Below are 21,333 nucleotides of genomic sequence, written 5' to 3'. Positions count from 1 at the left end.
CCCTATATTGATTCCTTAGATCTGATTTTTGAAGCAATTAGCAACGATGCATTTCCTTTTTTAAATATACTATCTTTTAAGGAAATTTCTACTCTGTTCCTTTTCAACGCAGAGATTATCTTGTTTTTGTTTGAACCTGTTAGAACGTTCATCCCATTGTTAATAGTTTCAACCCATTCCGTATTCTCCCTTAACGTAACGCACGGAACACCGAGTATGTATGCCTCCTTTTGTATTCCTCCGGAATCCGTCAGAATTTTTTTTGCCTTTGACATCAGCATGAGCATATCAGGGTAAGGCAGAGGGTCTGTTAATATAAGGCCTTCCGGGATTGTTTCAGATAATCCGAATTTTTTCAGGTATTTTAAAGTTCTCGGGTGTACAGGGAAGATTAAAGGTGAAGATGTGATTTGTGTAATCTCACAGAAAGCATTGAATATTGTTGTAAGATTTTCTCTTGAATCCGTGTTTGACTGCCTGTGGACGGTTGCAACAAAATACTCTTTTCCTTCCAGTTTTAGGTCTTTAAGAATTGTTGATTCTTTTTCTGCAATTTTCAGGTTATGCTGCAGTGCGTCCACCATAACATCTCCCGTGAGACAGACACCTTTTGTAATACCTTCTTTTTCAAGATTTTCAACTGCCGTCTTCGTCGGGCAGAATAAAAGTGAGGATATGTGATCAGTCATTACCCTGTTAATCTCTTCAGGCATTGTCCTGTCATAGCTCCTGAGACCTGCTTCAACATGTGCAACAGGGATGTTGAGCTTCGATGCCGCAAGAGCTCCTGCAAGCGTCGAATTGGTATCGCCATATACCATGACAATATCCGGCTCTTCTTTCATCAGCACCTCCTCGATACCGGCAAGCATCTTCCCGGTCTGTACACCATGGCTTCCTGAACCGATTCCCAGGTTGTAGTCCGGTTTCGGGATATTTAACTGCTTAAAAAAAACATCGGACATATTGGCGTCATAGTGCTGGCCTGTATGGACAAGTATCTCCTTATGCTCTTTTCTAAGCTCCTTTGAAACCGGTGCGCACTTGATAAACTGCGGACGTGCACCTACAACGGATACGATTTTTATAATATATCCCCCCTGCCGATGCCTTTGTAAATGAAACCTTCTTTAATCCATTGTTGTGGTAAGAGGACGTTTCGTCCGTCGATTATTGCCGGGTGTTGAGACCCGCAGATTTTTTTAACCCCGGAAGGTATGAGTTCGCAGTAATCTTTGTGCCCGGTGAAGACAACGACCGCGTCTGCTCCTTTAAGAGCCTTTGAAAGGTCTTTGTCAAGACCGTGGGGAATTTGCGGTGTGTTCTTCGGGTCGATCCACGGGTCGTGAACTCTAACCTCAGCCCCTGCTGCAATGGCATCTTCGTAGAACAGCCCGGAAGGAGTGTTTCTTGCATCGTCAGAGTTGGCAAGAAACGCCCAGCCGAGAAGGGCAATCCTTGAGCCTTTCAGACTTTTTCCTGCCTGTTTTAGTGCCGACTTAGTCAGGTGCAGCATATGTTTCGGCATGAAGTCGTTTATTTCCCGTGACAAAACGTAGAGGGACTCATGCCCATCCGGAAAGTCAAGATAATCAGAGCCGAGCATTTTAACGCCCCGCTCTAGGTGATATGTGTCTTTCGTTAAACAGTGCCCCCCCACTCCGGCACCGGGCCAAAGCATGGCTCTTGTAATTCCTTCGCCTTTCAGTGAATCAACGCCTTTTTTGACGTCATAAAAGTTTATTCCCATTGCCTCGCAATACAGGGAGAGCTGGTTTGCTGCGGCAATCTGCAGGTCCCTGAACGTGTTTTCGGTGGTTTTTGTGACTTCCGCTGCGGTAGCACTCATGGGAATTATTTTTCCCTTTGTAAGGACAGGACCGTAAAGCTCCATTGCACGTTTTGTACTTGGAGAATTTATTCCGTCGAGAATTACCTTTTTCCCGGAATTATCCCTGTAAAAGCTTTTAATTCCTCCGATAACTCTGTCGTGCTCTCTTATGTTTTTGACAAGCCTTCCAACCATCACTCTTTCAGGAGCATGCGCCAGAAAGAAGTCCTCTCCCGCAGTAAGACCTGACTCTTCTTCAAGAATTTCTTTTGCCATGCCTTCTGTTGTCCCCGGGGTTATTGTGGATTCCAAAACAACGAGCATTTCAGGTTTAAGATATTTTCCTGTGTTTTTCAGGCCCTCGGTCAAAGGAGTAAAATCAGGAACCAAGTCCCTGCTGTTTTTGAAAGGCGTCTGGATTGCAAGCGTAACCGCATCGCACTCCGAGATCTTTGAAAAATCAGGCGTACACTCAAACTTTTTTTCGGCAACAACTTTTTTCAGCAAATTCTCAAGGCCCGGCTCCTCGCCTTTAAGAGGGCAGACACCCGAGTTCAGCATTTTGATTTTATAACCTGACGATTCGGAGTTTCTCTGAAAGCCGTAAACCTTTTCGAACTGTAGAGAGTCTGCAAATAATACCGCGGACGGTACCCCGACATAGCCCATCCCTATAACGCCTACGGTTCTGATTGGACCATTGTTTTGTACCATATCGTTTATGCTGCCTGTAGTTTGCATCTTTTTTTCAGCTCTTCACATATTTCCAGATTATATATTGCCTGTTCCGGCGTCACCGGGAAGTCTTTACCCTTCTTTACACATTCGGTGAATGCTGACAGTTCAACCTTCAGAGGTTCGAGCTTGTTCACCATTACTTTCTCGACAATGTTTTCCTGTACATAGCGGTCGTTTTCAATACTGTAATTTTCAGGTTTTCTGTGAATGTATACGTCTCTTGACATGAAATCGCCTTCAACTGTAAATTCCTCCTCTTCAACGTAGATTGAACGTATTTTTTTGGAGGACTTTCTGCTTGCAGACAAAGATAATGTAGTCCCGTTTGATTCAAAAAGTGCTGAAAAAACGTCGAAATTGCCAGATGAACCAACAATTCTGCATTGTTTGTTCGTGAATACATTCTCTATCAGGTCAATATCGTGGATCATAAGATCCTCTAAAACCGAACTTCCTGTAACCCTTGCAGATGCAGGGTTGTGCCTCTGAATTTCTATATATATAGGATTTGAGACAATTCTTTCGATCTCTTTTATAATAGGGTTGAAACGTTCTATATGCCCGACTCCGACAGTAACACCTTCAGGTATGCAGTTCAGGAGTTTTCCGCCCTCTTCTGAAGTGAGGCATATCGGCTTTTCAATAAGAATGCTTACGCCTGAATCAAGAACCTCCTTTGCGGTTTTGAAATGGTATTGTGTAGGGACACACATGCTGATGCAGTCTACAGACTTTAAAAGATTGTCCATTGAGGCCATGCATTCCCCGCCAATGTTATCTGCGGTCTCTGATGCTGCTTTTTCATTGATATCAAATATTTTAACTGAACCGATACCCTTTAACTCGGAATATACTCTTGCATGGTTTTTGCCCATGACACCTGTTCCTATGACCCCCACGTCCATTTTATTTCACCCGGTTTATGACTTCTGCAATGTAGTCGCAGTCTCCCGCTGAAACACCGGGGTGGACGGGAAGGCTCAGGACTTCTGATGCAAGCCTCTCCGATACCGGGCACTTATACCCGGGGTTTTTGTAGAGAGGCTGCATATGGACAGGTATCGGGTAATGCACAGCTGTCCCTATACCGTTGTCCTTCAGGTAGCCACTGAATTCATCGCGTTCCATGGAAAAATTTTTTGTAATCTCCATTACATACTGGTGCCAGACATGTTTTGAGCCTTTATTGCAAAACGGCTTTATTATGCCTTTGGCGGTTATTTTATTGCACAGCCTTTCTGCATTTTCTGCTCTTATTTTGTTCATTCTGTCAAGTTTTGAAAGCTGGACATTTCCTATTGCAGCCGAAACGTTGGACATCCGCGTATTATATCCAAGCTCGGTGTGAAGGTATTTGGCGCTCTGGCCGTGATTTATAATGCGTCTTATTTTTGAATCAAGCTCTTTGTCATCGGTTGTTATCATGCCGCCTTCGATTGTGGTCATGTTTTTTGTCGGGTAAAACGAGAAACACCCGATTTTTCCGAATCCGCCTACTTTTTTGCTTTTGTAGACGGCACCGTGCGACTGTGCTGCGTCTTCGACAAGAAAAATTTTTTTGTCATCGCAGATTTCTTCTAAAGCATCTATGTCGAAAGGCTGTCCGAAAAGGTGGACTCCTATCACGGCCTTTGTTTTGTCTGTAATATTTTCGGAAACCTCATCAGGGTTTATAGTATAAGTGTCGTTTTTTACATCTGCGATGACGGGTTTTGCCCCGCACATACTCACGGACGTTGCGGTTGCGATGAATGTAAATGACGGAACGATCACCTCATCGCCGTGTCCTATTCCAAGTGACAGAAGGCCCATATGAAGTGCTGCCGTTCCGGAATTCACTCCTATGGCATGGGAAACACCACAATAATCTGCGAAATTCCTTTCAAATTCTTCAGTGACACTCCCCCGGGCGAGCATTCCTGACTTTAAAACGTCTGTTACCGCAGCAATCTCCTCGTTTCCGATTGCAGGGTGTGCTATCTCTATCATTTTCCGGCACCCTTTGGTAATTCTTTTATTCTCGCAGGATTTCCTACTGCAAGAGTTCCTGCTGGAACATCCTTTGTTACGACCGCAGCAGCGCCTACAAGTGATCCCTCACCTATAGTAATTCCGGGAAGAATAGTTGCGTTTGCACCTATGGATGCACCTTTTTTTATTACCGGGCCTTTTATTCCGCCGTGCGGCGGATAAGGGTCGTTTGTCAGTACCGTATTAGGGCCTATAAAGACGTTATCTTCAATTAAGACGTTCGTAGGGATGTATACGAGACTTTGAAGAGAGACATTGTTTCCGAAGGTACAGTTTCCCTCAATGATGCAGTTGCTTCCAACCGATACGTTGTCACCTATAAATGTTTTTTCACGGATCATTACGTGATGGCCCGACGAAAAATTGTCTCCTATTTTAACATCGCTGTATATAACTGTTCCAGGCCTTAATACACAGTTTTTTCCGATGTTAACGCCTGTAAAATCGTTTTTGCCTATTTGTTCACGTGACGGAAATCCGAGGACGACATCATTGAAAATCCGTCCTCCTTCTCCGACAGTATTCAGTCCATATTTGTATGGCACCTGTAGTAATTCTGCCAAATAAAGCCCCCCCCAATAATGAAACTAATTCAAATCTAATGATTAGCTTAAAACGCAATACTTTTGCATTGCGCATATGGATGTGTGTTTGCATATCATAAAATCCTATTTGTTTGTATTACAGAAAATGTGGTTTCAAATACTTGTACCGGCATGTGTAACTTAGGCCTGTCTTAACCTGTCCCGACAACGACAATTATTAGCCTTAAGAGACAAATTAATATATAAGAATAATCAGGGTTGGCCTGGCAATACCTGCAAGTCTGCAATGCAGGATCTTTTCCGGCTTTAATAACCGGAAAGTATATGAAAATTGCGGGATTTGTACTTAAACAGTATAATCCCGAACAGTTTTCAGATCAGAAACAAATGCTTTCAAAATAAAGACCAAAAAAGATTTTCCGGTATGGAATCAGCGGTTTAAAGCAATGAGGATACTTGCTATAGGTCTGGGCGGGGCAGGTTCGCGGATAGTGGATCAGCTGTACTATCAGGACAGGCGCAGCAGCGTAAGCTGTCTTTCTTCCGTCGTAATCGATATGGACGGAAACTTTTTGTCACAGCTAAAAAACCTGCCTGACGATGCAAAGATATTTTTCCCGGCTCTCGACCCTGACGTCAATTTTGATGTGAAGTCGACCGTCGATGTTAAGGAGGTCATGTCCAGGGTCAAAAAGATGGACAACATCGACATCGATGCCATAATTATTTTTGTTGGCCTTGGGGGAAGCCTTGGGGACGTCATCCCTGAACTTACAGAAGAGGTAAAAAAGTCCTTTTTCGAGCCTGTCTTTGCGGTCTGCACACTTCCGTATCTCCGCGAGGGAAGGGCTGTTGCAAAAAAAGCCGCAGACGACCTTGATATCATCAAAGAAAGTACCGATGCCGTAATTCTTTTTGACAACGAGACCTGGTACCGTAAAATTAAAGCCTCGTTTGAAACGACCCTGGACGAACACGGAAAGCCTGTCGTAAAGCCTTCTCCATATGGAAAGTCATTCCCTGACAACCCGCGTGACATATATTATATGCTCAACGAAAGGATATCCCGCCAGGTCGGTCTTCTCTTAAGGGCCGGGGAGTTCAACGAAGCCGGTCTGGAATCAGCCGAGATAGTCCTTGATGCTGGGGAAATCCTGAACACCCTCAAGGGAAATGGGATGACTGCAATAGGATATGCAATCGAAGACCTGCCTGCGAACTGGCTTGAAGTGTTTGACAGGTGGCGGCCTGAGACTCATTTCAGCGAAGGGTCTCACAAACGTGCAACACGTATCGTCGGGCTTGCAAAACAGGCCGTTTACGAGGACATATCGATTCCGTGTGATCTTACAAGTGCTGACAAGGCGCTTGTCCTTATTGCGGGGCCCTCAAAAGAGCTGTCAATGAAGGGATTTCAGACAGTCCGAAAGTGGATAGACTCAAGCATAGCCGGTCTTGAAATGCGTTCCGGGGATTATCCTGTCAGGAATACCCGTTACGTCGGGATAATCATCATGCTTTCAGGTATTCACAACATCCCGCGTCTTGAGGAGATAAAAAAATTAAGAGAGGAATATCTTTTGGAAAAGGAAGAACACGAAAAGGCGGAAGAATATTCAAAAGTTCTTGAAGAAGAGGAGATGCTTCTTCTCTCCGGGAAGGCTCCTGTCGAAAAAACTCCCGGTACAAACGCTTCAGAAAACGTGGCCGGTTATCAGGCGGGGTATTATGAACAGACTTCACCGCAATATGGAAATTATCCCGGCGGTGAATATGAAAACCCCGTGCCTTACCAGAACAGTGAGAGTTATGATGAAAAAGCCGTTGAGGACGAGGCATGGGAATTAATAGGGGGCTGTTCCTCGGTCCCGCCAAGCCAGCCCAAAAATTCAAATCTCCCACCTGTAATTGATGGAAATGACTATTATACTGACAGGCGGCAGAATGAATACCCCCTGTATAACAATAATAAAAATCCCGAAAATTACCGTTTTGAACAGAACAGTTACGAAAATCACGCAGAAAAACTGGAAATAGACGACTTCCTGGAAAACGGTGGCGGTTCTTTTGAGGACAACAACAGTTTCGGGACAGAGGAGAAGGATTCTTCAACATCCTTCATAGAGCTTCTGGATGACGACGACAGCCGCGGTTTTGACGGTGCAAAAGAATCTGAAAATTACGGGTCTGCAAAAAGCGCCCATTTTTCGGAGGCTGCGTTTGAATACCTTTCAGATGAGGACAACAGCGGTTTCGGCGAACCGGAAGATGTTGGGAATTCAGGTCATGCAAAAAGCGCCCGTTTTTCGGAAGCAGCATTTGATTATCTTTCCGATGATGATGACGAAAACCAGGAAAACATACCTCTTACCTCCTCTGAATTTGTGAAAAAGGACGAAATCGATGAGTATAACGAATCAAAGACTGAAAATGAATCTTTGAACAAGAAACCGCAGGTCCATGACGACAAAATTTTAATTGCAGGCAAAAAAGAGAAGAAAAAGGACAACAACGGTATCAATCTTCCTGGACGCTCCCGGAGGAGTGAACTTGATATGACCAGAATGACGTCTGTAGGCGGAGGTCATGCCCCTAAAGATACTATATTCGGTGCCCAGGAGATAAAGGGGCCGGGGATACCCCGGGAGAGAAGTGACGTTGCAAGAGTTGGTGAAAGGATAAGCATCGGCGGTTCGTTCAAGCACTGCAATGACGATGTTTTCTCCGGTAAAAAACTGTCGGGAGGGTCTTTCATCCGGCCGAACGATAATGCCTTTACAGGGGGAAAACTCTCTGCAGGTTCGGTAAAAAAGCCAAATGACAATGCGTTTGGAGGTTCGGGCCTATCCATAAGGCCTAATATACGTGCGAAAGAGAAAAGTCTTTCAGGCGGAAAGCTCTCTCTTCATCCGAATATCAAACCCAAAGACAATATGGAAGGAGGCAGGCTGTCGGTTAAAAACCAGTCGAAAAAGCCTGTCGAGTTGTTATCAGGGGGAATAAAGACAAGTTCTGGAATAAAGCCGAAGGAATTTATGTCCGGAAAAGTCAATGCCGGAGGTCATGGAGTAAAGCCAAAGGAGCTTTTGTCAGGCGGAGTAAAGGTTGGCTCTTCAGCAAGGCCAAATGAGGCGCTGTCCGGTAAACTTAAAGTGAGTTCCAATCCTGTAAAACCGAAGGAAGCGCTGGACAAAAAAATAAAGGTAGGTAAAAATCCTGCCCCTCCCGGGGCAAAAAAGGATAGCAGCTTTGATGATGGAAAAAAGGATATTAAAAAGGGCGGCATTAAGTCCGGCAGGGATGACGACCTTTATTTTATGTAAACTGTCAGTTTAAATCCTGGAAACTATTTTTTAATTTTTAATGATACAATAGTAAAAATTTTTTTTCCCATGGACCTGGCGGGATTCGAACCCGCGGCCTCTACGTTGCGAACGTAGCGATCTACCCCTGATCTACAGGCCCGAAACTCTCCTCTAATATTCAGTGAAGGTTGTTAAAAAATGTTTTATTTTGATCTTGATCCTGGGCCTGAAATTTAAAGGATAATTTCAATGTCAAGCTTTTCTGCAAGCTCTTTGTACCTGTTTCTGATTGTAACCTCGGTTACTCCGGCGACTTCCGCGACTTCGCGCTGAGTGCGGCGCTCTCCGCCGAGGATTGATGAAATATAGATTGCCGCCGCCGCAACGCCTGTCGGGCCTCTTCCACTTGTAAGCTCCCTTTCGCCGGCCTGCCTGAGGATTTCGACAGCTCTCGACTGGACCTCGCCTTTAAGGCTTAAACCGGAGCAGAAACGCGGGACGTAGTCAATCGGGGATGTCGGGAGAAGTTTGAGCCCGAGTTCTCTTGAGATAAACCTGTATGTCCTTCCTATTTCTTTTCTTGAAACACGTGAAACCTCTGCAATCTCATCCAGTGTTCTCGGGACATTGCACTGGCGGCATGCTGCATAAAGTGCTGCTGCTGCAACTCCTTCTATGCTTCTTCCGCGGATGAGGTTTTTGTCGACTGCGTCACGGTATACGACAGCCGCCGTTTCCCTGACGTTTCTCGGAAGACCGAGAGCCGATGCCATACGGTCAAGTTCCGAGAGGGCGAAAGCAAGGTTTCTTTCCGTTGCATTCGAGACACGAATCCTTCTCTGCCATTTACGCAGACGATAAAGCTGTGCCCTGTTCTTTGAGGATATTGCACGTCCGTATGAGTCACGGTTTCTCCAGTCTATCATTGTCGAAAGACCTTTATCGTGTATGGTAAAGGTCATCGGAGCACCGACACGTGAACGTTTCATTCTCTGGTCGTGGTCAAAGGCACGCCATTCCGGACCGCGGTCAATGAACTCTTCTTCTAATACAAGACCGCAGTTCTGGCAGATAAGTTCAGCACGTTCGTAGTCGTGTACAAGCTGACGGCTCCCGCACTCAGGACAGACAGTTTTTGTTGACTCTTCCTGTTTCTTCTGAACCTTTTCGACCTGTTCACCAGAACGCTTTTTAAGTGCTTCTCTCTGGCTCTGCAATTGTTTTAGTTTTTCAATTTCCTGCATTGATGTGTTCACCAAGGGTTTATTTTGTATATAGTTTCTCTCCCTGCAGGCGGTCTTCCGTTGTATTTTTGCAGTACACCGTTGCGCAGGGCTTTCTGATATTCCCGAATACTTCCACGAGTTTTCCAACAGGTTTCTGATGACAGTCAACTACATCTGCGTAGAGCTGTGGCAGCTGTGCAGCGTCACAATATATGACGAGAAAATGCTTTCCAATAACAGAACGAATTTGACCGGCAAGTTTCAAAAGGCAACCTTCCTTGAAAAATCAAGATTTCTACTTCGTAACCTATATATATTGCTCCTCATCGCATTTAAAAATTTTGATAATGCTTATATATCTGTTAAAGTTCGATTATCTCATCAAGGTTATTATCTGATAAAATATTATCTGCCTCATCCGATGTCATGCCTGCTCCCATTGCAACCATCTTACGCGCGTTGCCTGTGAGCAAATCGGACGGTCCGTGCGTATCCGAGTTGACTACTATCCTGCACCCTGACTTCATGGCTGATTTAAGCACATGTCCGTTGGTCCTGTTGTGGCCTCCCCTTGAAGTTATTTCAAGTGCGACGTTGTGTCTTCTTGCTTCAATTGCCTCTTCGCCAGATATAAGGCCGGGATGTGCGAGTATATCAACATAGTCGGATGTGCACGCGGCGAGATTTGTTCCTGGTGCTACAGGTTCGACCACAGTTTCGCCGTGGACTATAACGATATCGGCGCCGTTTTTCTTTGCCTCTTTTGCAAGTTCTCCAATCTCCTCCGGGGGGACGTGGGTTATTTCAACGCCTGCAAGAAGGTTTACGCCGAACAGGTTTGCTGATTTTTTTATTGCATTTACGGCTTTTATAAGCCCGTATATATTTGATGCGTCTGCATGGTCGGTTATTGCGACTGTGCTGTATCCGAGGACTGCTGCTCTTCGCACAAGCTCTGTTGGGAGCAGTTCCCCGTCAGACATTGTTGTATGCGTATGAAGATCGTACATTTAAACTACCCTTATTCCTCTTTTTACTGCTTCATCTTTACTGCAATATTTTTTATAAGAATCTCTTTTGACTTTTCCCAGCCGACAACAACGCGCCCTTCCTTTAAAAGCCACCTCGAAGGGTGACTTTTCTGCTCTACGGACGCCTTCAGTCCGAGTTTTTCAGCAGCGACGGCGACAGCCTTTGCAGTAGGGTTTTTTACCGCGCAGGACTTACTGACCCGTCTTCCGTCTGCTCTTGAAAGACTCTCGTTAAAATAGCAGGGATAGAGGATTCTCTCGCTCTTCATATACATTAAGTATGTCCGGTGAACCTATTAACAGATACTGATCATAAATATATTCATGCACCATATCGATGTCAGCATAGAGCAGGATGTTTTTGATGCCAACAATAAACTGGCGCACAAAAACTACCACACGTTAAGGGACAACAATGTCAGGGGATTTGATCTTCTCGGGGCTGTGGGCTCGGGAAAGACTGCCCTGATAGAAAATCTGGTTCCTCTTCTTGAAGAAAAGGGTCTTCATGCAGGAGCTATTGCAGGCGATGTCTGGGGGGATGACGATTTCCAGAGAATCGTTGCAACAGGAATTCCTGCGGTCAATGCAAATACCGGCAAGGAGTGCCATCTTGATGCCCACCTCGTTGAGCATTCATTAGAGTCGCTTCCGCTGAAGGATATCGACGTTCTTTTTATAGAGAATGTCGGGAATATGGTCTGCCCGACGGACTTTTCCCTTGGCGCAGAAAAGCGCATTGTAGTCATTTCTACAACCGAAGGTGACGACGTTGTGAACAAGCACCCGATGATGTTTAGGAACGGTACAATAGCCGTTATAAACAAAATCGACCTGGCAGAGTATGTCGGGTGCAGGATTAACAGAATGGAGGAAGATATCCACCGTTACAACCCGATAATGCCGGTATTTAAGACGGATCTCAAGACAGGAGAGGGTGTTTCGGAACTTATGGATGAAATCCTCAGATGACACCTTTGCGGTGAAGTTAAATAAGTTCACAAGGAATATATATAGCACTTCAGAAGTTTTTGGAGAGCCGAGACTCTCCGGAAACAGTTTGGTTTGAGGAAGTTTCAGGGGCATCGGGCGAAACAATATTTAATTTTTGTTTTTCCTCTCCCGCCCCCGTTTAAAATTTAAAAATAAGGTGTAATTGAATGCTCTGGCAAGGAAAATCAATCAGAAGCGAGACAGGCGGTCGCCTTAAGCTCGCACGCAGCAAGAGAAGAGTCGAAATAGGCCGTGCTCCGGCAGACACACATATCGGTGAGGACCGTAGCAGGATTACAAGGGTTCACGGCGGCAGTGAAAAGGTGCGTGCACTTCGTGCATCCTTTGCAAGCGTATCAAACCCGAAGACCGGCGAGACAAAGAAGGTCGGAATCCAGACTGTGGAAGCAAACACTGCAAATCCAAACTATGTCCGCCGTAACCTTCTCACAAAGGGCGCAGTCATAAAAACGGATATCGGAAGGGCAAAGATAGTTTCAAGACCCGGTCAGGACGGAGTTATAAACGCCGTTCTGATAGAATAATTTTTTTAACTTTTTCGAAATTTTCAGAATCTACGGCTTTTCTTTGTTTTAAATTTTTTTTGAAAAGAGTAACTAAAATTTGATTGTCCTGATTTATTTGCAGTAACACCTATACTCCTCTTTGAGACTTTCACTTGAGCTATAAATGCAGATTTTTGAACCGGCTTAACTGTCTTTGTGCTGTACCGTATGGGGAAACCCGTGGGATTATTTTTACTTACCTGTAGAGTCTCGTCCTGCATATACTTTTTATAAATACAGAATTCATATTATACCGATGCGCAGGATATATCACCGTTTTCCGCAGAGGTGTGACCTCGATTTTGATGTTGAAAGACCTTTTATTGATGTAGTGGAAAAGGTCGCCGGCATGAATAATACGCATGTTACGCAGAGGGTCGGAGATGACCTGATAAGGCTTGACATGCATGTTTCCGTAGCCGATTCGAAGACAAGGATGGTTCCCGTTGACAGTGTCCCTGACTTATTGGACACAATCACGGATGCAGCCGATTTTATGCTCATATTAAACGAGACGAAACTTACCGGGGAGAGAAGAATTCCGCGTTTTGAAACGGTATACTACCTGAGAGTAAGCGAAAAGGGGATGCTTACGGAGTGTATTGTCTCGCGTGAGGGGACCCGTGGCACAACAGATGCATACGATGTGAAACGGCTTATTACGGGTGCTTTTAATTGACGGTAAAAACAGCCGTATCTGCTCCTTTTAAAAGCATGAGGAGGGACCAGCTGAAAAAGACCGAAGTCATCTATTTTCTTACTATAGACAAGAGGTGGATGAATAAGGAACAGGCGGGAAGACTTATAAAAATAGCTTTAAATCAGGGCCTTCTTGAGGAGTCAGGACCATATCTGAAGCCGCTGTTCCCGGTTTCCGAAGTTGAGATACCCCTTGGCTACAAACCATCGTCAGATATCTTTGAAGCGGATGAAAATCCGGCTGAGGTCCTTGTGGAAAATATTGCAGAAAAGCTTGGCATAGGACCCGAAGATGTCGTGGCCGAGATTAACGGCATAATCAAAAAAGGATTTGACGGCAACATAAGTTTTGAAGCTGCAGCAGTCATCGCCGCAAGAAAATACAAAGTTTCCTTTGAAGACAAAATTCCTATTCTTTTGAAGGAGTCAGTAAAAGGCGCCTGAAGATATATTCGCGTGAGCCTGCCTGCATAATGCCGGATAACGCGGAAATTTTTAACAGCTTACGCCTCTTATAAATAATCACCTGGTAAGAAAACAGTCTTTTCTGATATCTGAAATTTAAATTAAAATCCGGTTAGAATAAGAAAATATTTGTAGGAAAATATAAATCTGTTTACTCTGCTGCCGCTTCTGTTTCTGCCGGTGCAAAGTACTGGTCAAGTGACTTTTCGCCATATTCAACAACTTTTGCGTTTACCTGAACAAAGTCCGGTGTAATCTCAGCGCACCTGATTGTCTTTCTGCGGCGCTCTCCACCGTATTTTTCGTGGAACCCTGTGCTGTCGGAGAGAAGAATTTTTCTTTTGCCTGCACCCGGAAGGTCTTTTCTTGCCGGAATGCCCGTTCTGTCGGTTGCGCCCGTAAGTTCGATTGTGTAACCGGGGAAGCCGAGTGAATCAGCGCTCATCTGCTGTCCTATTTTCTTTCCTATAAGTGCACCTGCAATGCTGCTGGTCGCATCGATGTTGTATGCCTTTCCTGTCTTTGGGTCGGAGAGGACTATCTTTAAGTCTGCCATTCTTTTTATGACTCCAATATGTAGGTCTCTATAATTTTGAATTGTAACATTAAAAAGACTACTTTCCCCAGAAGGGTTCGTCTTTGCGTTTCATGCGGGTGAACTCTCCAAGAACCTCCTTCATGCTGTCGTCCAAATGGGAATACATCTCGGTTTCAAGGATTTTCACATGGTTTTCGGGGATGTCCACATAGAGTGTGTCGCCGACATTTATCTGGCGGCCGACGGTAGGCCCTTCTATTGATATCGCGACCTCATCACCTTCACACGCTTCCTGGATGTTGTCCTGGCCCTGCTTAATCTGTTTGATGTTTCCAACCTTTCTGCCGTCAGGGTGTATCAGTTTCACCCCGGTCTGAAGTTTTCCTCCAAGAACCCTTATTCCTACGACGGCAGGGTTGTTCTGCCTGAACACGCAGTCCGGAAGGAGTGTGAATTTGGCTGGCATGACAAGCTTTTCAAAGCTCTGTTTTTCCATCTCGTGCCTGGTCTTCTCCTCCCATTCGAGGTAGTCGTCTATCAGGTGATATATGACTCCCGACTCGAAGATCATCACTTTGTCCATGTTCTTCTCCATCAGAATTTCGGATGCGTCAGGAAGTTTTGCGGTGTTGAATGCAAGGAGAACCGACATCAGGGGATTTTTGACGGTTGCAATCTCTATTACGTCATGCCTTGATACAGGGCCTACTTCTGCCCGCATAATAGGAATATTGTGCTGCTCAAGCTCTTTTGAAAGGGCTTCAAGGGCGCCTATGGTGTCGGCCTTTATGAATATGCCCTCCTCCGAGAGTTTGACCTGTATGTCCTGCATTTCATGAAGAATTTTTTCCTCAATTTCGCTTATGTCGCCTTTGATTACCATAAGGGGAGAACCTGCTACGACACCGTCAAGGCCCGGTGCTGCAACCTTGATTCCGCTTGCGGCGCTCACTGACTTTACTCTTTCGAACCTGTCTTCGGTAAGAATTTCCTGCATAGGCCTGGGCTTTAGAAGTGACCTCACCTTTGTGGATATTACCTCGTCATTTCCGCCGACGAGTATTTCGTCGCCGACCCCGAGAGTCCCGTCAAAGAGTATTACGTCCAGAGTCGTCCCAAGTCCGCGCTCCTCTTTTACTTCCAGAACTGTCCCTACTCCGGGGCCTTCGACTGTAAGTTTCAGGTTTTCGGTCATATAGCGCTGTGCAAGACCTATCATTACCATTAAAAGGTCGGGCAGACCTTCTCCCGTAATCCCGCTTACCGGAACTATCGCGATGTTTTTCTGGAAATCGCTTATCCTGTCATATCTTTCGCAGTTAAAACCCTCTTCAGACAGTTTTCCGACAAGCTCATATGTCTTTGTCTCGAGTTCGTTTTTGACCCTTTCGTTCTGCTGCATGTAGCATTTCATGAAAGGTGCGTCAGGGGTCTTTCTCCACCCGTGTATCCTGTCTATCTTGGTTGCGGCAACGACAAACGGGGTCTTATAGTTCCTCAGTATATGAAGGGCCTCGATTGTCTGCGGCTGAAAACCTTCGTTTATGTCTACGACAAGGATTGCCATGTCGGCGAGTGCTCCGCCTCTTGACCTGAGCGTCGTGAACGCATGGTGGCCGGGAGTGTCTATGAACAGAAGACCGGGGACATCAAAATTCATTTTTCCCTTTGTCCCGCTCATCTCCTCTATCGCCTCGAGGGGAACCACAGTTGCACCTATATGCTGTGTAATCGCCCCCTCTTCTTTGTTTACGACGGAAGAGCCGCGTATTTTGTCCAGAAGAGATGTCTTGCCGTGGTCAACATGGCCGAGAACGCAAACAATAGGTGTTCTGATGGATTTCTTGCCTGAATCCTGGCTGGAGTCCTTGTTTTTCTTTTTAGCCATTATTATTCCCTCCAAAAATGACTGGCTGTCGTTTTATGTATAGTAAAAATCACCAGACGTTAAGAAATTACCTGACTATTATTGGCACATAAAACAATATTAATGGTCTCCTGACGGAAAAATTCCGGCAGACAAAAATGGATATATTAATTAGCAATGTCTATCAAAATAGATAGAGCAGTTTAGCCGGGGTAGGGTAGTTGGATATCCTCAGGGATTGTGGCTCCCTGGACTCGGGTTCAAATCTCGGCCCCGGCCTTTTTGTTGTGTTTTTCTTGGTGCTTTTATTTTTGTATCATAACGCTGAATTTTAGCTAGTGCTGAAATTTTCGTTTTTGTAAATCTATAGGGAAGAAAAATTTAAAAAAAAGCTTTGGGATATGCGGACAGTCTTCAACCATGAAAATGTGCAGTTTTTTGTTCTGCAATGCAGCGCGGAACTATCATCCTTATTCCCCCTGCTGACTTTATTGAACAGGCGTTGCCATACATTCTGTCGAGAATCTCAGGTGTTATGGCCTCTTCCGGCGTTCCGTTGGCGATAATACCCTCTGAAGACATTGCAACTACTCTGTCACAGAACCAGGTTACATGGTTTGGGTCATGACTGCATGCAAGAATTGTTTTCCCGTCTCTTGCAAGTTCTTTTACCGTTTCCCAGACCTTTACCTGATTCTGGAAATCAAGTGCGGATGTTGGCTCGTCCAAAAACAAAAGGGACGTATTCTGTGCTATTGCACGTGCCATAAGGACCATCTGCCTTTGTCCTCCTGAAAGCTGGTTATATGAACAAAAGGCAAGGTCTGCTATTCCAAGGCGTTCTAATGCACCGAATGCAATTTTTTTATCCTCTTTTTTTACCCCGAAAAATCCTCCCATAGACGGATTTCTTCCCATCAGGACAATTTCTATCACCTGGTACGGAAACGGGGTATTATGCTCCTGGGGGACATAGGATACTGTTCCTGCAAGTTCTTTTACCGTCCTGGATGAGACGTTTGCGCCGTCCATGTAGACCGACCCTTTCAGGATTTTAAGAAATCTCAGGCAGCATTTGAAGAGGGTGGTCTTTCCGCACCCGTTGGGCCCGAAAAGTCCGCAGACCTCACCTTTTTCTACAGAAAAAGAGATCCCCGAAAGAACGGGGTGACTGCCGTAGTCAAAATAAACGTCATCTACGCGAAGCATATTATCCCTAGCCAAAAAATTTTCCCCTGTTTCTGAGTAGATAGCACAGGTACGGCGCTCCGAGAATCGACGCAATAATCCCTACCGGGATTTCCGCGTTTGTAATCGTTCTTGCAATGGTATCGCAAAAGATCATATAAATTCCCCCCATCATAAACGAGGCGGGGATAACGTACCTGTTGTCAGGCCCGAGTATCATCCGTGCCGCATGCGGCATCATAAGGCCGACCCATGCGATTATACCCACAAGAGAAACTGCAAATGCAGTAATAAACGTTGCAATTGAAATGACAATAAATTTGTAAACCTCAGGGTTTACGCCAAGTGCCCTTGCTTCGTCGTCCCCCATGGAAAGAATATTCAGTTTCCAGCCCAGTGCACATAAAAGAATAAAACCAAGAATTACAGACGGAGCAATGATTCTGATATCATCCCATGTCGCATAATAAAAACCTCCCATCAGCCAGAACACAATCTCTCTTAACGCCGAATCGTCAGAGACGTATTTCAGCAGTGATACAAACGCCGAAAAAACGGAACCGATGATGACTCCTGCAAGAATAAGGGTAATAAGAGGGGTTTCACCGTGTGCATATGCAAGCAGATAAGCTGCCATAACTGCAAGTGCACCGAAAAAAAAGGCCGAAAGCTGTATCGAGGGAAAAATCACCGGGAATACAATCGCCAAAGCCGCACCAAATGCAGCACCTGAGGATACACCAAGAATATACGGTTCGACAAGAGGATTTTTAAAAACGCTCTGAAAAACGGCACCTGCCATTGCAAGAGCACCCCCGACACATATCGCAAGTGCTATCCTGGGCAGGCGGATATTCCAGACTATCATATCGTAGATATTTCCTGGAGACGGGACGTCACCTGGCGTGATATTCATCCAGATAATTTCAAGGATATCAGAAACAGAAAGAGTATATGCACCTATCATCACTGCCGCAAGAGCTGACAAAAGAAGAAGTGCGGCAATGAAAATGAGTTTGATCAGTTTGTGGTACCCGGACAATTCGCCGGCTGCTCCGTAGCAGTGTTTGTCAAAAAAACGGGTGAGAGGGTTCATCCTCGCCATGCAGGACTCATTCCCCGGTAGACCAGTCTATAAGCTGGGCGGTGCGAAGCTCTTCTGCCTTCGTAGAATTAACGCCGTAAATGTCCTGATAAAAAGAAATGACCCAGTCGTTTATATTTACATCCTCAAATTTTTCGGGATATGCCGATTTTGCAATAACCATCATTTCTACAGGATATTCAAGACGTTCGGCGGCGTTTCTGGGCGCATAAGGAAGCGACGTTACGCGATGATTTTTAACTGCATCAATCTCGCGCAGATTTTTGTAATACGGTGCATAATAAAGTTCATCAGGCGGGTGGTAGCCGCTGGCAGTGCCGAGAATTATCACATCCGGGTCCATTGCAAGAATCTGCTCCGTACTTACAACCTGAAAAGAACCCGTATCTGACCTGTAGGCGTTCTTTGCATTGACAACGTCTTCTATAATGTATGATTCGGTCGTTTTCAGTCCCCATGCTATTCCTGCCGCGGTCTCCGTCCTGTACGTGGGAGATAGACCCAGAACAAGAACATCTGGTTTTTGATCTTCAGTTATGTTCTGTGTCCTTTCTTTGATAATTTCCTCATGTAATTCAAGTCTTGCTATAACATCTTCCGCTTTTTCCTCTTCTCCGAAAACACTGCCTATTATCCTGATTTCATCCGATATTTCGGTAGGTGATGAGTTTTCATAACATTCCGGGCTGTACAGGACGACGACAGGAATTCCAAGAGATTCGATCATTTGGATGCTTTTTTGCGCATTTTCATCGTCTCCCGAAAGGTATGCAGAACTTCCCAGACGCATGATGACTACGTCCGGTTTCAGAGAGGCAAGTGTCTCGATATTCATTGCCGAGCCGTAATCCATAAACAGCGGAAGCTCTTTGAGTTGCGGCGAAAGGGCCAGTGCAACGTTTTTCCCACCTTCTATTGACAAATTTTTACCGTTTTCGAGGGAATAACTGCTGCCAGCCTCATACTGAAGGCCCTTTGAGCCAAGGCCGACAAGTGTGTTGTCCACACCAAGAATATACATTACTTCCTCTACAAGGCCGTCGGATACTGTTGCCACCCTGTCGATTTTGGCAGGTACAACAACTTCAACACCACGGCTGTCAGTTACTGTCCTAAACTGCTCATCTGAAGATGTATTTATAGAAGGTGTCTCCTGTGACTGCAAACACCCGGAAAAGGATACTAACATCATCAAAAGAAAAAAAACGACCGCGATTTGGATTTTCATACATTCGCTCCGGCCAGACAAAATGTCATCATGTAGTTATAGCCTAGATCGAGAAGACTCTTCTTTTCAAAACCGTATTCAGAGAGGACTTTTTCAAGTTTTCCCGGTGGGATACGCATATTTTGTGGGGGACCCACACGCACCTCCCCTACTTTGCATTCTATAATTGAAAGGCGTCCTTTTGGTTTCAATATCCGCTGAATTTCAGTAAACAATGTCTCTGCTGCTTTTGGGAGGTCAACTGAATGGAGGACTGTGCATATGAAACATACATCTATACTGCTGTCGTCGAAAGGCAGCAGTTCATAGAGGTCTGCAGTTGTCGTTTTAATATTTTTCAGTCCGGCAGAATCAGCTTTTTCTATCAGTGCATCTGTAAGCTCTTTATGGACATCTGCTGAAAAAACCAAGCCACTTTCTCCTACTTCTTCTGCTGCATAAAGGGAATAATCTCCTGTCCCACAGCCTAAGTCAAGAAAAGTGTCACCTTTCTTCAGGTTTAACTCCTTAAAAACCAGTTTTGGATCGTGCATCCAGAAGCTGCTTGGACCTCTCTTTGAATGACAGCCTTTTTTATGACTGCACAGGTGCATATCTTCGCTTTCCATGGTTTCAACGCCTGCTTCTCTTTCACTGTTTTGAGGCTTCTTTTTCCACAATGCCCCTGCCTTCAACTTCCCGGTATTTTCCACTGCACATTAAGCATTCACCGGTATCTTTGATTATCTTTGAGGCCATCACCATCTCCCCGCATTTGGGGCAGAAAGCGCTTGCTGATATGGGTGCATAATCCGGGATATCAGGAATGACAGTCTCTGCGGAAAACAATTTTTCAAAAGGAAGCTGAGACAGTGAAAATGCAGCTTTTAGTCCGTTTTTTCTGAAAAGTTTTTCTTCTTCTGCTGTCCCATCACGTTTCATGATGACTTTTTCCATCATGGGGTAGAATTCCGGAACGTTTTCATCTACATATTCCTTGAACTCCGGGCGGGCCCGTATGCGGACTCCCTCTTTTTTTCCGCGGACAGCAAATGTAACGGCAAGTTTTCCAAGGTCCCTGTAGATAAGAGCGTTGTTTCCAAGTGTACAGCCTGATACGGCCTGGACACCGTCGGCGAAACAGGCGTTGATCTCGACAATTGCAAGCAGGTTCTCCATAACACCGTCGGAGTTCATACACTCCGGGCCAAGGAGGTGCAGGCCGTAAATTGAAGCCATGACACCCAGGGCACTGCCGGGGCAGTAATGACCGTGGATTTCCGCTGTTTTTATCAGGCAGGTCTGTACATCTTTATTTTTAACCGCCTCTCCAAACTCTGCACGCGGGTTTTCTTTCAGCTTTTCAATCCTTGAGTTGTCCAGAACTCTGGAACAGAACATCTGGTCTGGATTTTTAACATCAGTTTCTTTCATTGTATTGCTCTCATTGAATTCTTTCATCATCGATTCCATCCATCGGGGAACAAAAGTCTCTTTTTGCGGGAACTGCCCGCATACATAAGGTTTCAGGTCAATTACGGGACTTTTGTCGATTGCATCTAGACCTGAGACCAGAAGCCTGCATTTTTCTTTTTTCAAAAGCCTGACGACCGTCATCAGAACAGGGTTTGGGCGGGCCGGACTGCATGTGGAGAAAATTCCTTCTAACTGGTAATCGTTGCGGCCGGCAGGATGAACTTTTTTCAGTGACCTGCCGTCATCCGTAATCTCATGACCCCAGTAGAGCACTATAATATGGGAATAATCCTCTATGCCGTCAAGGAGATCGGCCATATCATTGCGTATGAGGATTTCAGAGTCAGCATAAGAATCATCATGAAGTTTTTTCATTGTGCTGTCATAATTGCCGTTCATTTTAAGGCCGTCTTTGCTGGCAACCAGCTGTGGTTTTACTACCCTGTTTCTGATGATGCCCACAGGTGTCAGAGTTATGTCTTTTTGGAGTTCTGTTTTCATTATTTTTCAGTCTCTTTAAAT

21 protein-coding genes and 2 tRNA genes are annotated in these 21,333 nt (G+C 45.1%); 6 read left to right on the top strand and 17 right to left on the bottom strand.

The genetic code is table 11. The features are described from left to right. Positions 1-2: 2 nt before the first annotated feature. The 5 genes from wecB to J2128_RS05145 are packed head-to-tail and all read right to left on the bottom strand — an operon-like array spanning position 3 to position 5,163. The gene (gene wecB / locus J2128_RS05165) at positions 3-1,088 is read right to left on the bottom strand and encodes a non-hydrolyzing UDP-N-acetylglucosamine 2-epimerase (protein WP_209690215.1); all 1,086 of its coding nucleotides are present in this window, start codon (positions 1,086-1,088) and stop codon (positions 3-5) included. Beyond that, positions 1,085-2,572, bottom strand: coding sequence for a nucleotide sugar dehydrogenase (locus J2128_RS05160; RefSeq protein WP_209690023.1), 1,488 nt, complete (start codon positions 2,570-2,572; stop codon positions 1,085-1,087). The genes wecB and J2128_RS05160 overlap by 4 nt, the downstream gene beginning before the upstream one ends. Further along, positions 2,551-3,474 carry a Gfo/Idh/MocA family protein gene (locus J2128_RS05155; protein WP_209690022.1) on the bottom strand — a complete coding sequence of 308 codons (924 nt, stop codon included), beginning with the start codon at positions 3,472-3,474 and terminating at the stop codon, positions 2,551-2,553. The genes J2128_RS05160 and J2128_RS05155 overlap by 22 nt, the downstream gene beginning before the upstream one ends. A 1-nt stretch (position 3,475) precedes the next feature. Beyond that, positions 3,476-4,558 carry a DegT/DnrJ/EryC1/StrS aminotransferase family protein gene (locus J2128_RS05150; RefSeq protein WP_209690021.1) on the bottom strand — a complete coding sequence of 361 codons (1,083 nt, stop codon included), beginning with the start codon at positions 4,556-4,558 and terminating at the stop codon, positions 3,476-3,478. Beyond that, the gene (locus J2128_RS05145; RefSeq protein ID WP_245323332.1) at positions 4,555-5,163 is read right to left on the bottom strand and encodes an acyltransferase; all 609 of its coding nucleotides are present in this window, start codon (positions 5,161-5,163) and stop codon (positions 4,555-4,557) included. Before J2128_RS05145 ends, J2128_RS05150 begins: the two co-directional genes overlap by 4 nt. Positions 5,164-5,591: 428 nt before the next feature. On the opposite strand from J2128_RS05145, the gene J2128_RS05140 reads away from it, so the two are divergent. Further along, positions 5,592-8,468, top strand: coding sequence for a tubulin/FtsZ family protein (locus J2128_RS05140; protein WP_209690020.1), 2,877 nt, complete (start codon positions 5,592-5,594; stop codon positions 8,466-8,468). A 70-nt stretch (positions 8,469-8,538) separates the two neighbouring features. Here J2128_RS05140 and J2128_RS05135 read toward each other — a convergent pair. From J2128_RS05135 to J2128_RS05115, 5 genes are all read right to left on the bottom strand, one after another. Then, positions 8,539-8,610, bottom strand: a tRNA-Ala gene (locus J2128_RS05135). Positions 8,611-8,683: 73 nt separating this feature from the next. Next, a complete protein-coding gene (locus tag J2128_RS05130; RefSeq protein WP_209690019.1) occupies positions 8,684-9,694 on the bottom strand; it encodes a transcription initiation factor IIB in 1,011 nt (336 codons plus the stop codon). A gap of 19 nt (positions 9,695-9,713) precedes the next feature. Beyond that, positions 9,714-9,941: an H/ACA ribonucleoprotein complex subunit GAR1 gene (locus tag J2128_RS05125; protein WP_209690018.1), complete on the bottom strand. Its 228-nt coding sequence runs from the start codon at positions 9,939-9,941 to the stop codon at positions 9,714-9,716. Positions 9,942-10,038: 97 nt separating this feature from the next. Continuing rightward, positions 10,039-10,686 (bottom strand): histidinol phosphate phosphatase domain-containing protein, encoded by a 648-nt coding sequence (locus J2128_RS05120; RefSeq protein ID WP_209690017.1) that lies wholly within the window; start codon positions 10,684-10,686, stop codon positions 10,039-10,041. Positions 10,687-10,709: 23 nt separating this feature from the next. Continuing rightward, the gene (locus J2128_RS05115; RefSeq protein ID WP_209690016.1) at positions 10,710-10,976 is read right to left on the bottom strand and encodes a signal recognition particle subunit SRP19/SEC65 family protein; all 267 of its coding nucleotides are present in this window, start codon (positions 10,974-10,976) and stop codon (positions 10,710-10,712) included. Positions 10,977-11,031: 55 nt separating this feature from the next. Between J2128_RS05115 and hypB the strand changes: the two genes are divergently transcribed. The 4 genes from hypB to J2128_RS05095 all read left to right on the top strand — a co-directional run bounded on the left by hypB (position 11,032) and on the right by J2128_RS05095 (position 13,409). Then, entirely contained in the window at positions 11,032-11,679 is a 648-nt protein-coding gene (gene hypB, locus J2128_RS05110) for a hydrogenase nickel incorporation protein HypB (RefSeq protein ID WP_209690015.1), read from the top strand. Positions 11,680-11,867: 188 nt separating this feature from the next. After that, positions 11,868-12,245 carry a 30S ribosomal protein S8e gene (locus J2128_RS05105; RefSeq protein WP_209690014.1) on the top strand — a complete coding sequence of 126 codons (378 nt, stop codon included), beginning with the start codon at positions 11,868-11,870 and terminating at the stop codon, positions 12,243-12,245. A gap of 277 nt (positions 12,246-12,522) precedes the next feature. Then, on the top strand, positions 12,523-12,945 hold the full coding sequence (locus tag J2128_RS05100; RefSeq protein ID WP_209690013.1) for a hypothetical protein: 423 nt from the start codon (positions 12,523-12,525) through the stop codon (positions 12,943-12,945). After that, entirely contained in the window at positions 12,942-13,409 is a 468-nt protein-coding gene (locus J2128_RS05095) for a DUF2240 family protein (protein WP_209690012.1), read from the top strand. Before J2128_RS05100 ends, J2128_RS05095 begins: the two co-directional genes overlap by 4 nt. 172 nt (positions 13,410-13,581) lie before the next feature. On the opposite strand, the gene J2128_RS05090 is transcribed toward J2128_RS05095, so the two are convergent. Together J2128_RS05090 and infB are read right to left on the bottom strand one after the other, a co-directional pair. Further along, positions 13,582-13,986 carry a 30S ribosomal protein S6e gene (locus J2128_RS05090; protein WP_209690011.1) on the bottom strand — a complete coding sequence of 135 codons (405 nt, stop codon included), beginning with the start codon at positions 13,984-13,986 and terminating at the stop codon, positions 13,582-13,584. A 58-nt stretch (positions 13,987-14,044) separates the two neighbouring features. After that, positions 14,045-15,856: a translation initiation factor IF-2 gene (infB, locus tag J2128_RS05085; RefSeq protein ID WP_209690010.1), complete on the bottom strand. Its 1,812-nt coding sequence runs from the start codon at positions 15,854-15,856 to the stop codon at positions 14,045-14,047. A 185-nt stretch (positions 15,857-16,041) separates the two neighbouring features. Between infB and J2128_RS05080 the strand changes: the two genes are divergently transcribed. Next, a tRNA-His gene (locus J2128_RS05080) sits at positions 16,042-16,114 on the top strand. Positions 16,115-16,249: 135 nt separating this feature from the next. Here the strand turns inward: J2128_RS05080 and J2128_RS05075 are convergent. Genes J2128_RS05075 through J2128_RS12690 form a run of 5 tightly spaced genes read right to left on the bottom strand, consistent with a single transcriptional unit; the run spans position 16,250 to position 21,312 of the window. Next, the gene (locus J2128_RS05075) at positions 16,250-17,059 is read right to left on the bottom strand and encodes an ABC transporter ATP-binding protein (RefSeq protein ID WP_245323329.1); all 810 of its coding nucleotides are present in this window, start codon (positions 17,057-17,059) and stop codon (positions 16,250-16,252) included. Next, complete coding sequence (locus J2128_RS05070; protein ID WP_209690009.1) at positions 17,052-18,128, bottom strand: iron ABC transporter permease; 1,077 nt, start codon at positions 18,126-18,128, stop codon at positions 17,052-17,054. Before J2128_RS05070 ends, J2128_RS05075 begins: the two co-directional genes overlap by 8 nt. A gap of 7 nt (positions 18,129-18,135) precedes the next feature. Beyond that, positions 18,136-19,356, bottom strand: a complete 1,221-nt coding sequence (locus tag J2128_RS05065; RefSeq protein ID WP_209690008.1) for an ABC transporter substrate-binding protein — start codon at positions 19,354-19,356, stop codon at positions 18,136-18,138. Beyond that, on the bottom strand, positions 19,353-19,964 hold the full coding sequence (locus tag J2128_RS05060) for a class I SAM-dependent methyltransferase (RefSeq protein ID WP_209690007.1): 612 nt from the start codon (positions 19,962-19,964) through the stop codon (positions 19,353-19,355). The genes J2128_RS05065 and J2128_RS05060 overlap by 4 nt, the downstream gene beginning before the upstream one ends. 22 nt (positions 19,965-19,986) lie before the next feature. Continuing rightward, positions 19,987-21,312, bottom strand: a complete 1,326-nt coding sequence (locus J2128_RS12690) for a TrmO family methyltransferase (protein ID WP_245323326.1) — start codon at positions 21,310-21,312, stop codon at positions 19,987-19,989. Positions 21,313-21,333 lie beyond the last annotated feature (21 nt).

The sequence above is a fragment of the Methanomicrobium sp. W14 genome (assembly GCF_017875315.1).
Lineage (GTDB): Archaea > Halobacteriota > Methanomicrobia > Methanomicrobiales > Methanomicrobiaceae > Methanomicrobium.
This window is presented reverse-complemented; position numbering and strand designations above follow the sequence as displayed.

Excerpts from the sequence above, each read along its gene's own strand:
- J2128_RS05160 (WP_209690023.1), bottom strand. The coding sequence starts at position 2,572 with ATGCAAACTACAGGCAGCATAAACGATATGGTACAAAACAATGGTCCA.
- J2128_RS05155 (WP_209690022.1), bottom strand. The coding sequence starts at position 3,474 with ATGGACGTGGGGGTCATAGGAACAGGTGTCATGGGCAAAAACCATGCA.
- J2128_RS05150 (WP_209690021.1), bottom strand. The coding sequence starts at position 4,558 with ATGATAGAGATAGCACACCCTGCAATCGGAAACGAGGAGATTGCTGCG.
- J2128_RS05140 (WP_209690020.1), top strand. The coding sequence starts at position 5,592 with ATGAGGATACTTGCTATAGGTCTGGGCGGGGCAGGTTCGCGGATAGTG.
- J2128_RS05130 (WP_209690019.1), bottom strand. The coding sequence starts at position 9,694 with ATGCAGGAAATTGAAAAACTAAAACAATTGCAGAGCCAGAGAGAAGCA.
- J2128_RS05120 (WP_209690017.1), bottom strand. The coding sequence starts at position 10,686 with ATGTACGATCTTCATACGCATACAACAATGTCTGACGGGGAACTGCTC.
- J2128_RS05115 (WP_209690016.1), bottom strand. The coding sequence starts at position 10,976 with ATGAAGAGCGAGAGAATCCTCTATCCCTGCTATTTTAACGAGAGTCTT.
- hypB (WP_209690015.1), top strand. The coding sequence starts at position 11,032 with ATGCACCATATCGATGTCAGCATAGAGCAGGATGTTTTTGATGCCAAC.
- J2128_RS05105 (WP_209690014.1), top strand. The coding sequence starts at position 11,868 with ATGCTCTGGCAAGGAAAATCAATCAGAAGCGAGACAGGCGGTCGCCTT.
- J2128_RS05100 (WP_209690013.1), top strand. The coding sequence starts at position 12,523 with ATGCGCAGGATATATCACCGTTTTCCGCAGAGGTGTGACCTCGATTTT.
- J2128_RS05090 (WP_209690011.1), bottom strand. The coding sequence starts at position 13,986 with ATGGCAGACTTAAAGATAGTCCTCTCCGACCCAAAGACAGGAAAGGCA.
- infB (WP_209690010.1), bottom strand. The coding sequence starts at position 15,856 with ATGGCTAAAAAGAAAAACAAGGACTCCAGCCAGGATTCAGGCAAGAAA.
- J2128_RS05070 (WP_209690009.1), bottom strand. The coding sequence starts at position 18,128 with ATGGCGAGGATGAACCCTCTCACCCGTTTTTTTGACAAACACTGCTAC.
- J2128_RS05065 (WP_209690008.1), bottom strand. The coding sequence starts at position 19,356 with ATGAAAATCCAAATCGCGGTCGTTTTTTTTCTTTTGATGATGTTAGTA.
- J2128_RS05060 (WP_209690007.1), bottom strand. The coding sequence starts at position 19,964 with ATGGAAAGCGAAGATATGCACCTGTGCAGTCATAAAAAAGGCTGTCAT.
- J2128_RS12690 (WP_245323326.1), bottom strand. The coding sequence starts at position 21,312 with ATGAAAACAGAACTCCAAAAAGACATAACTCTGACACCTGTGGGCATC.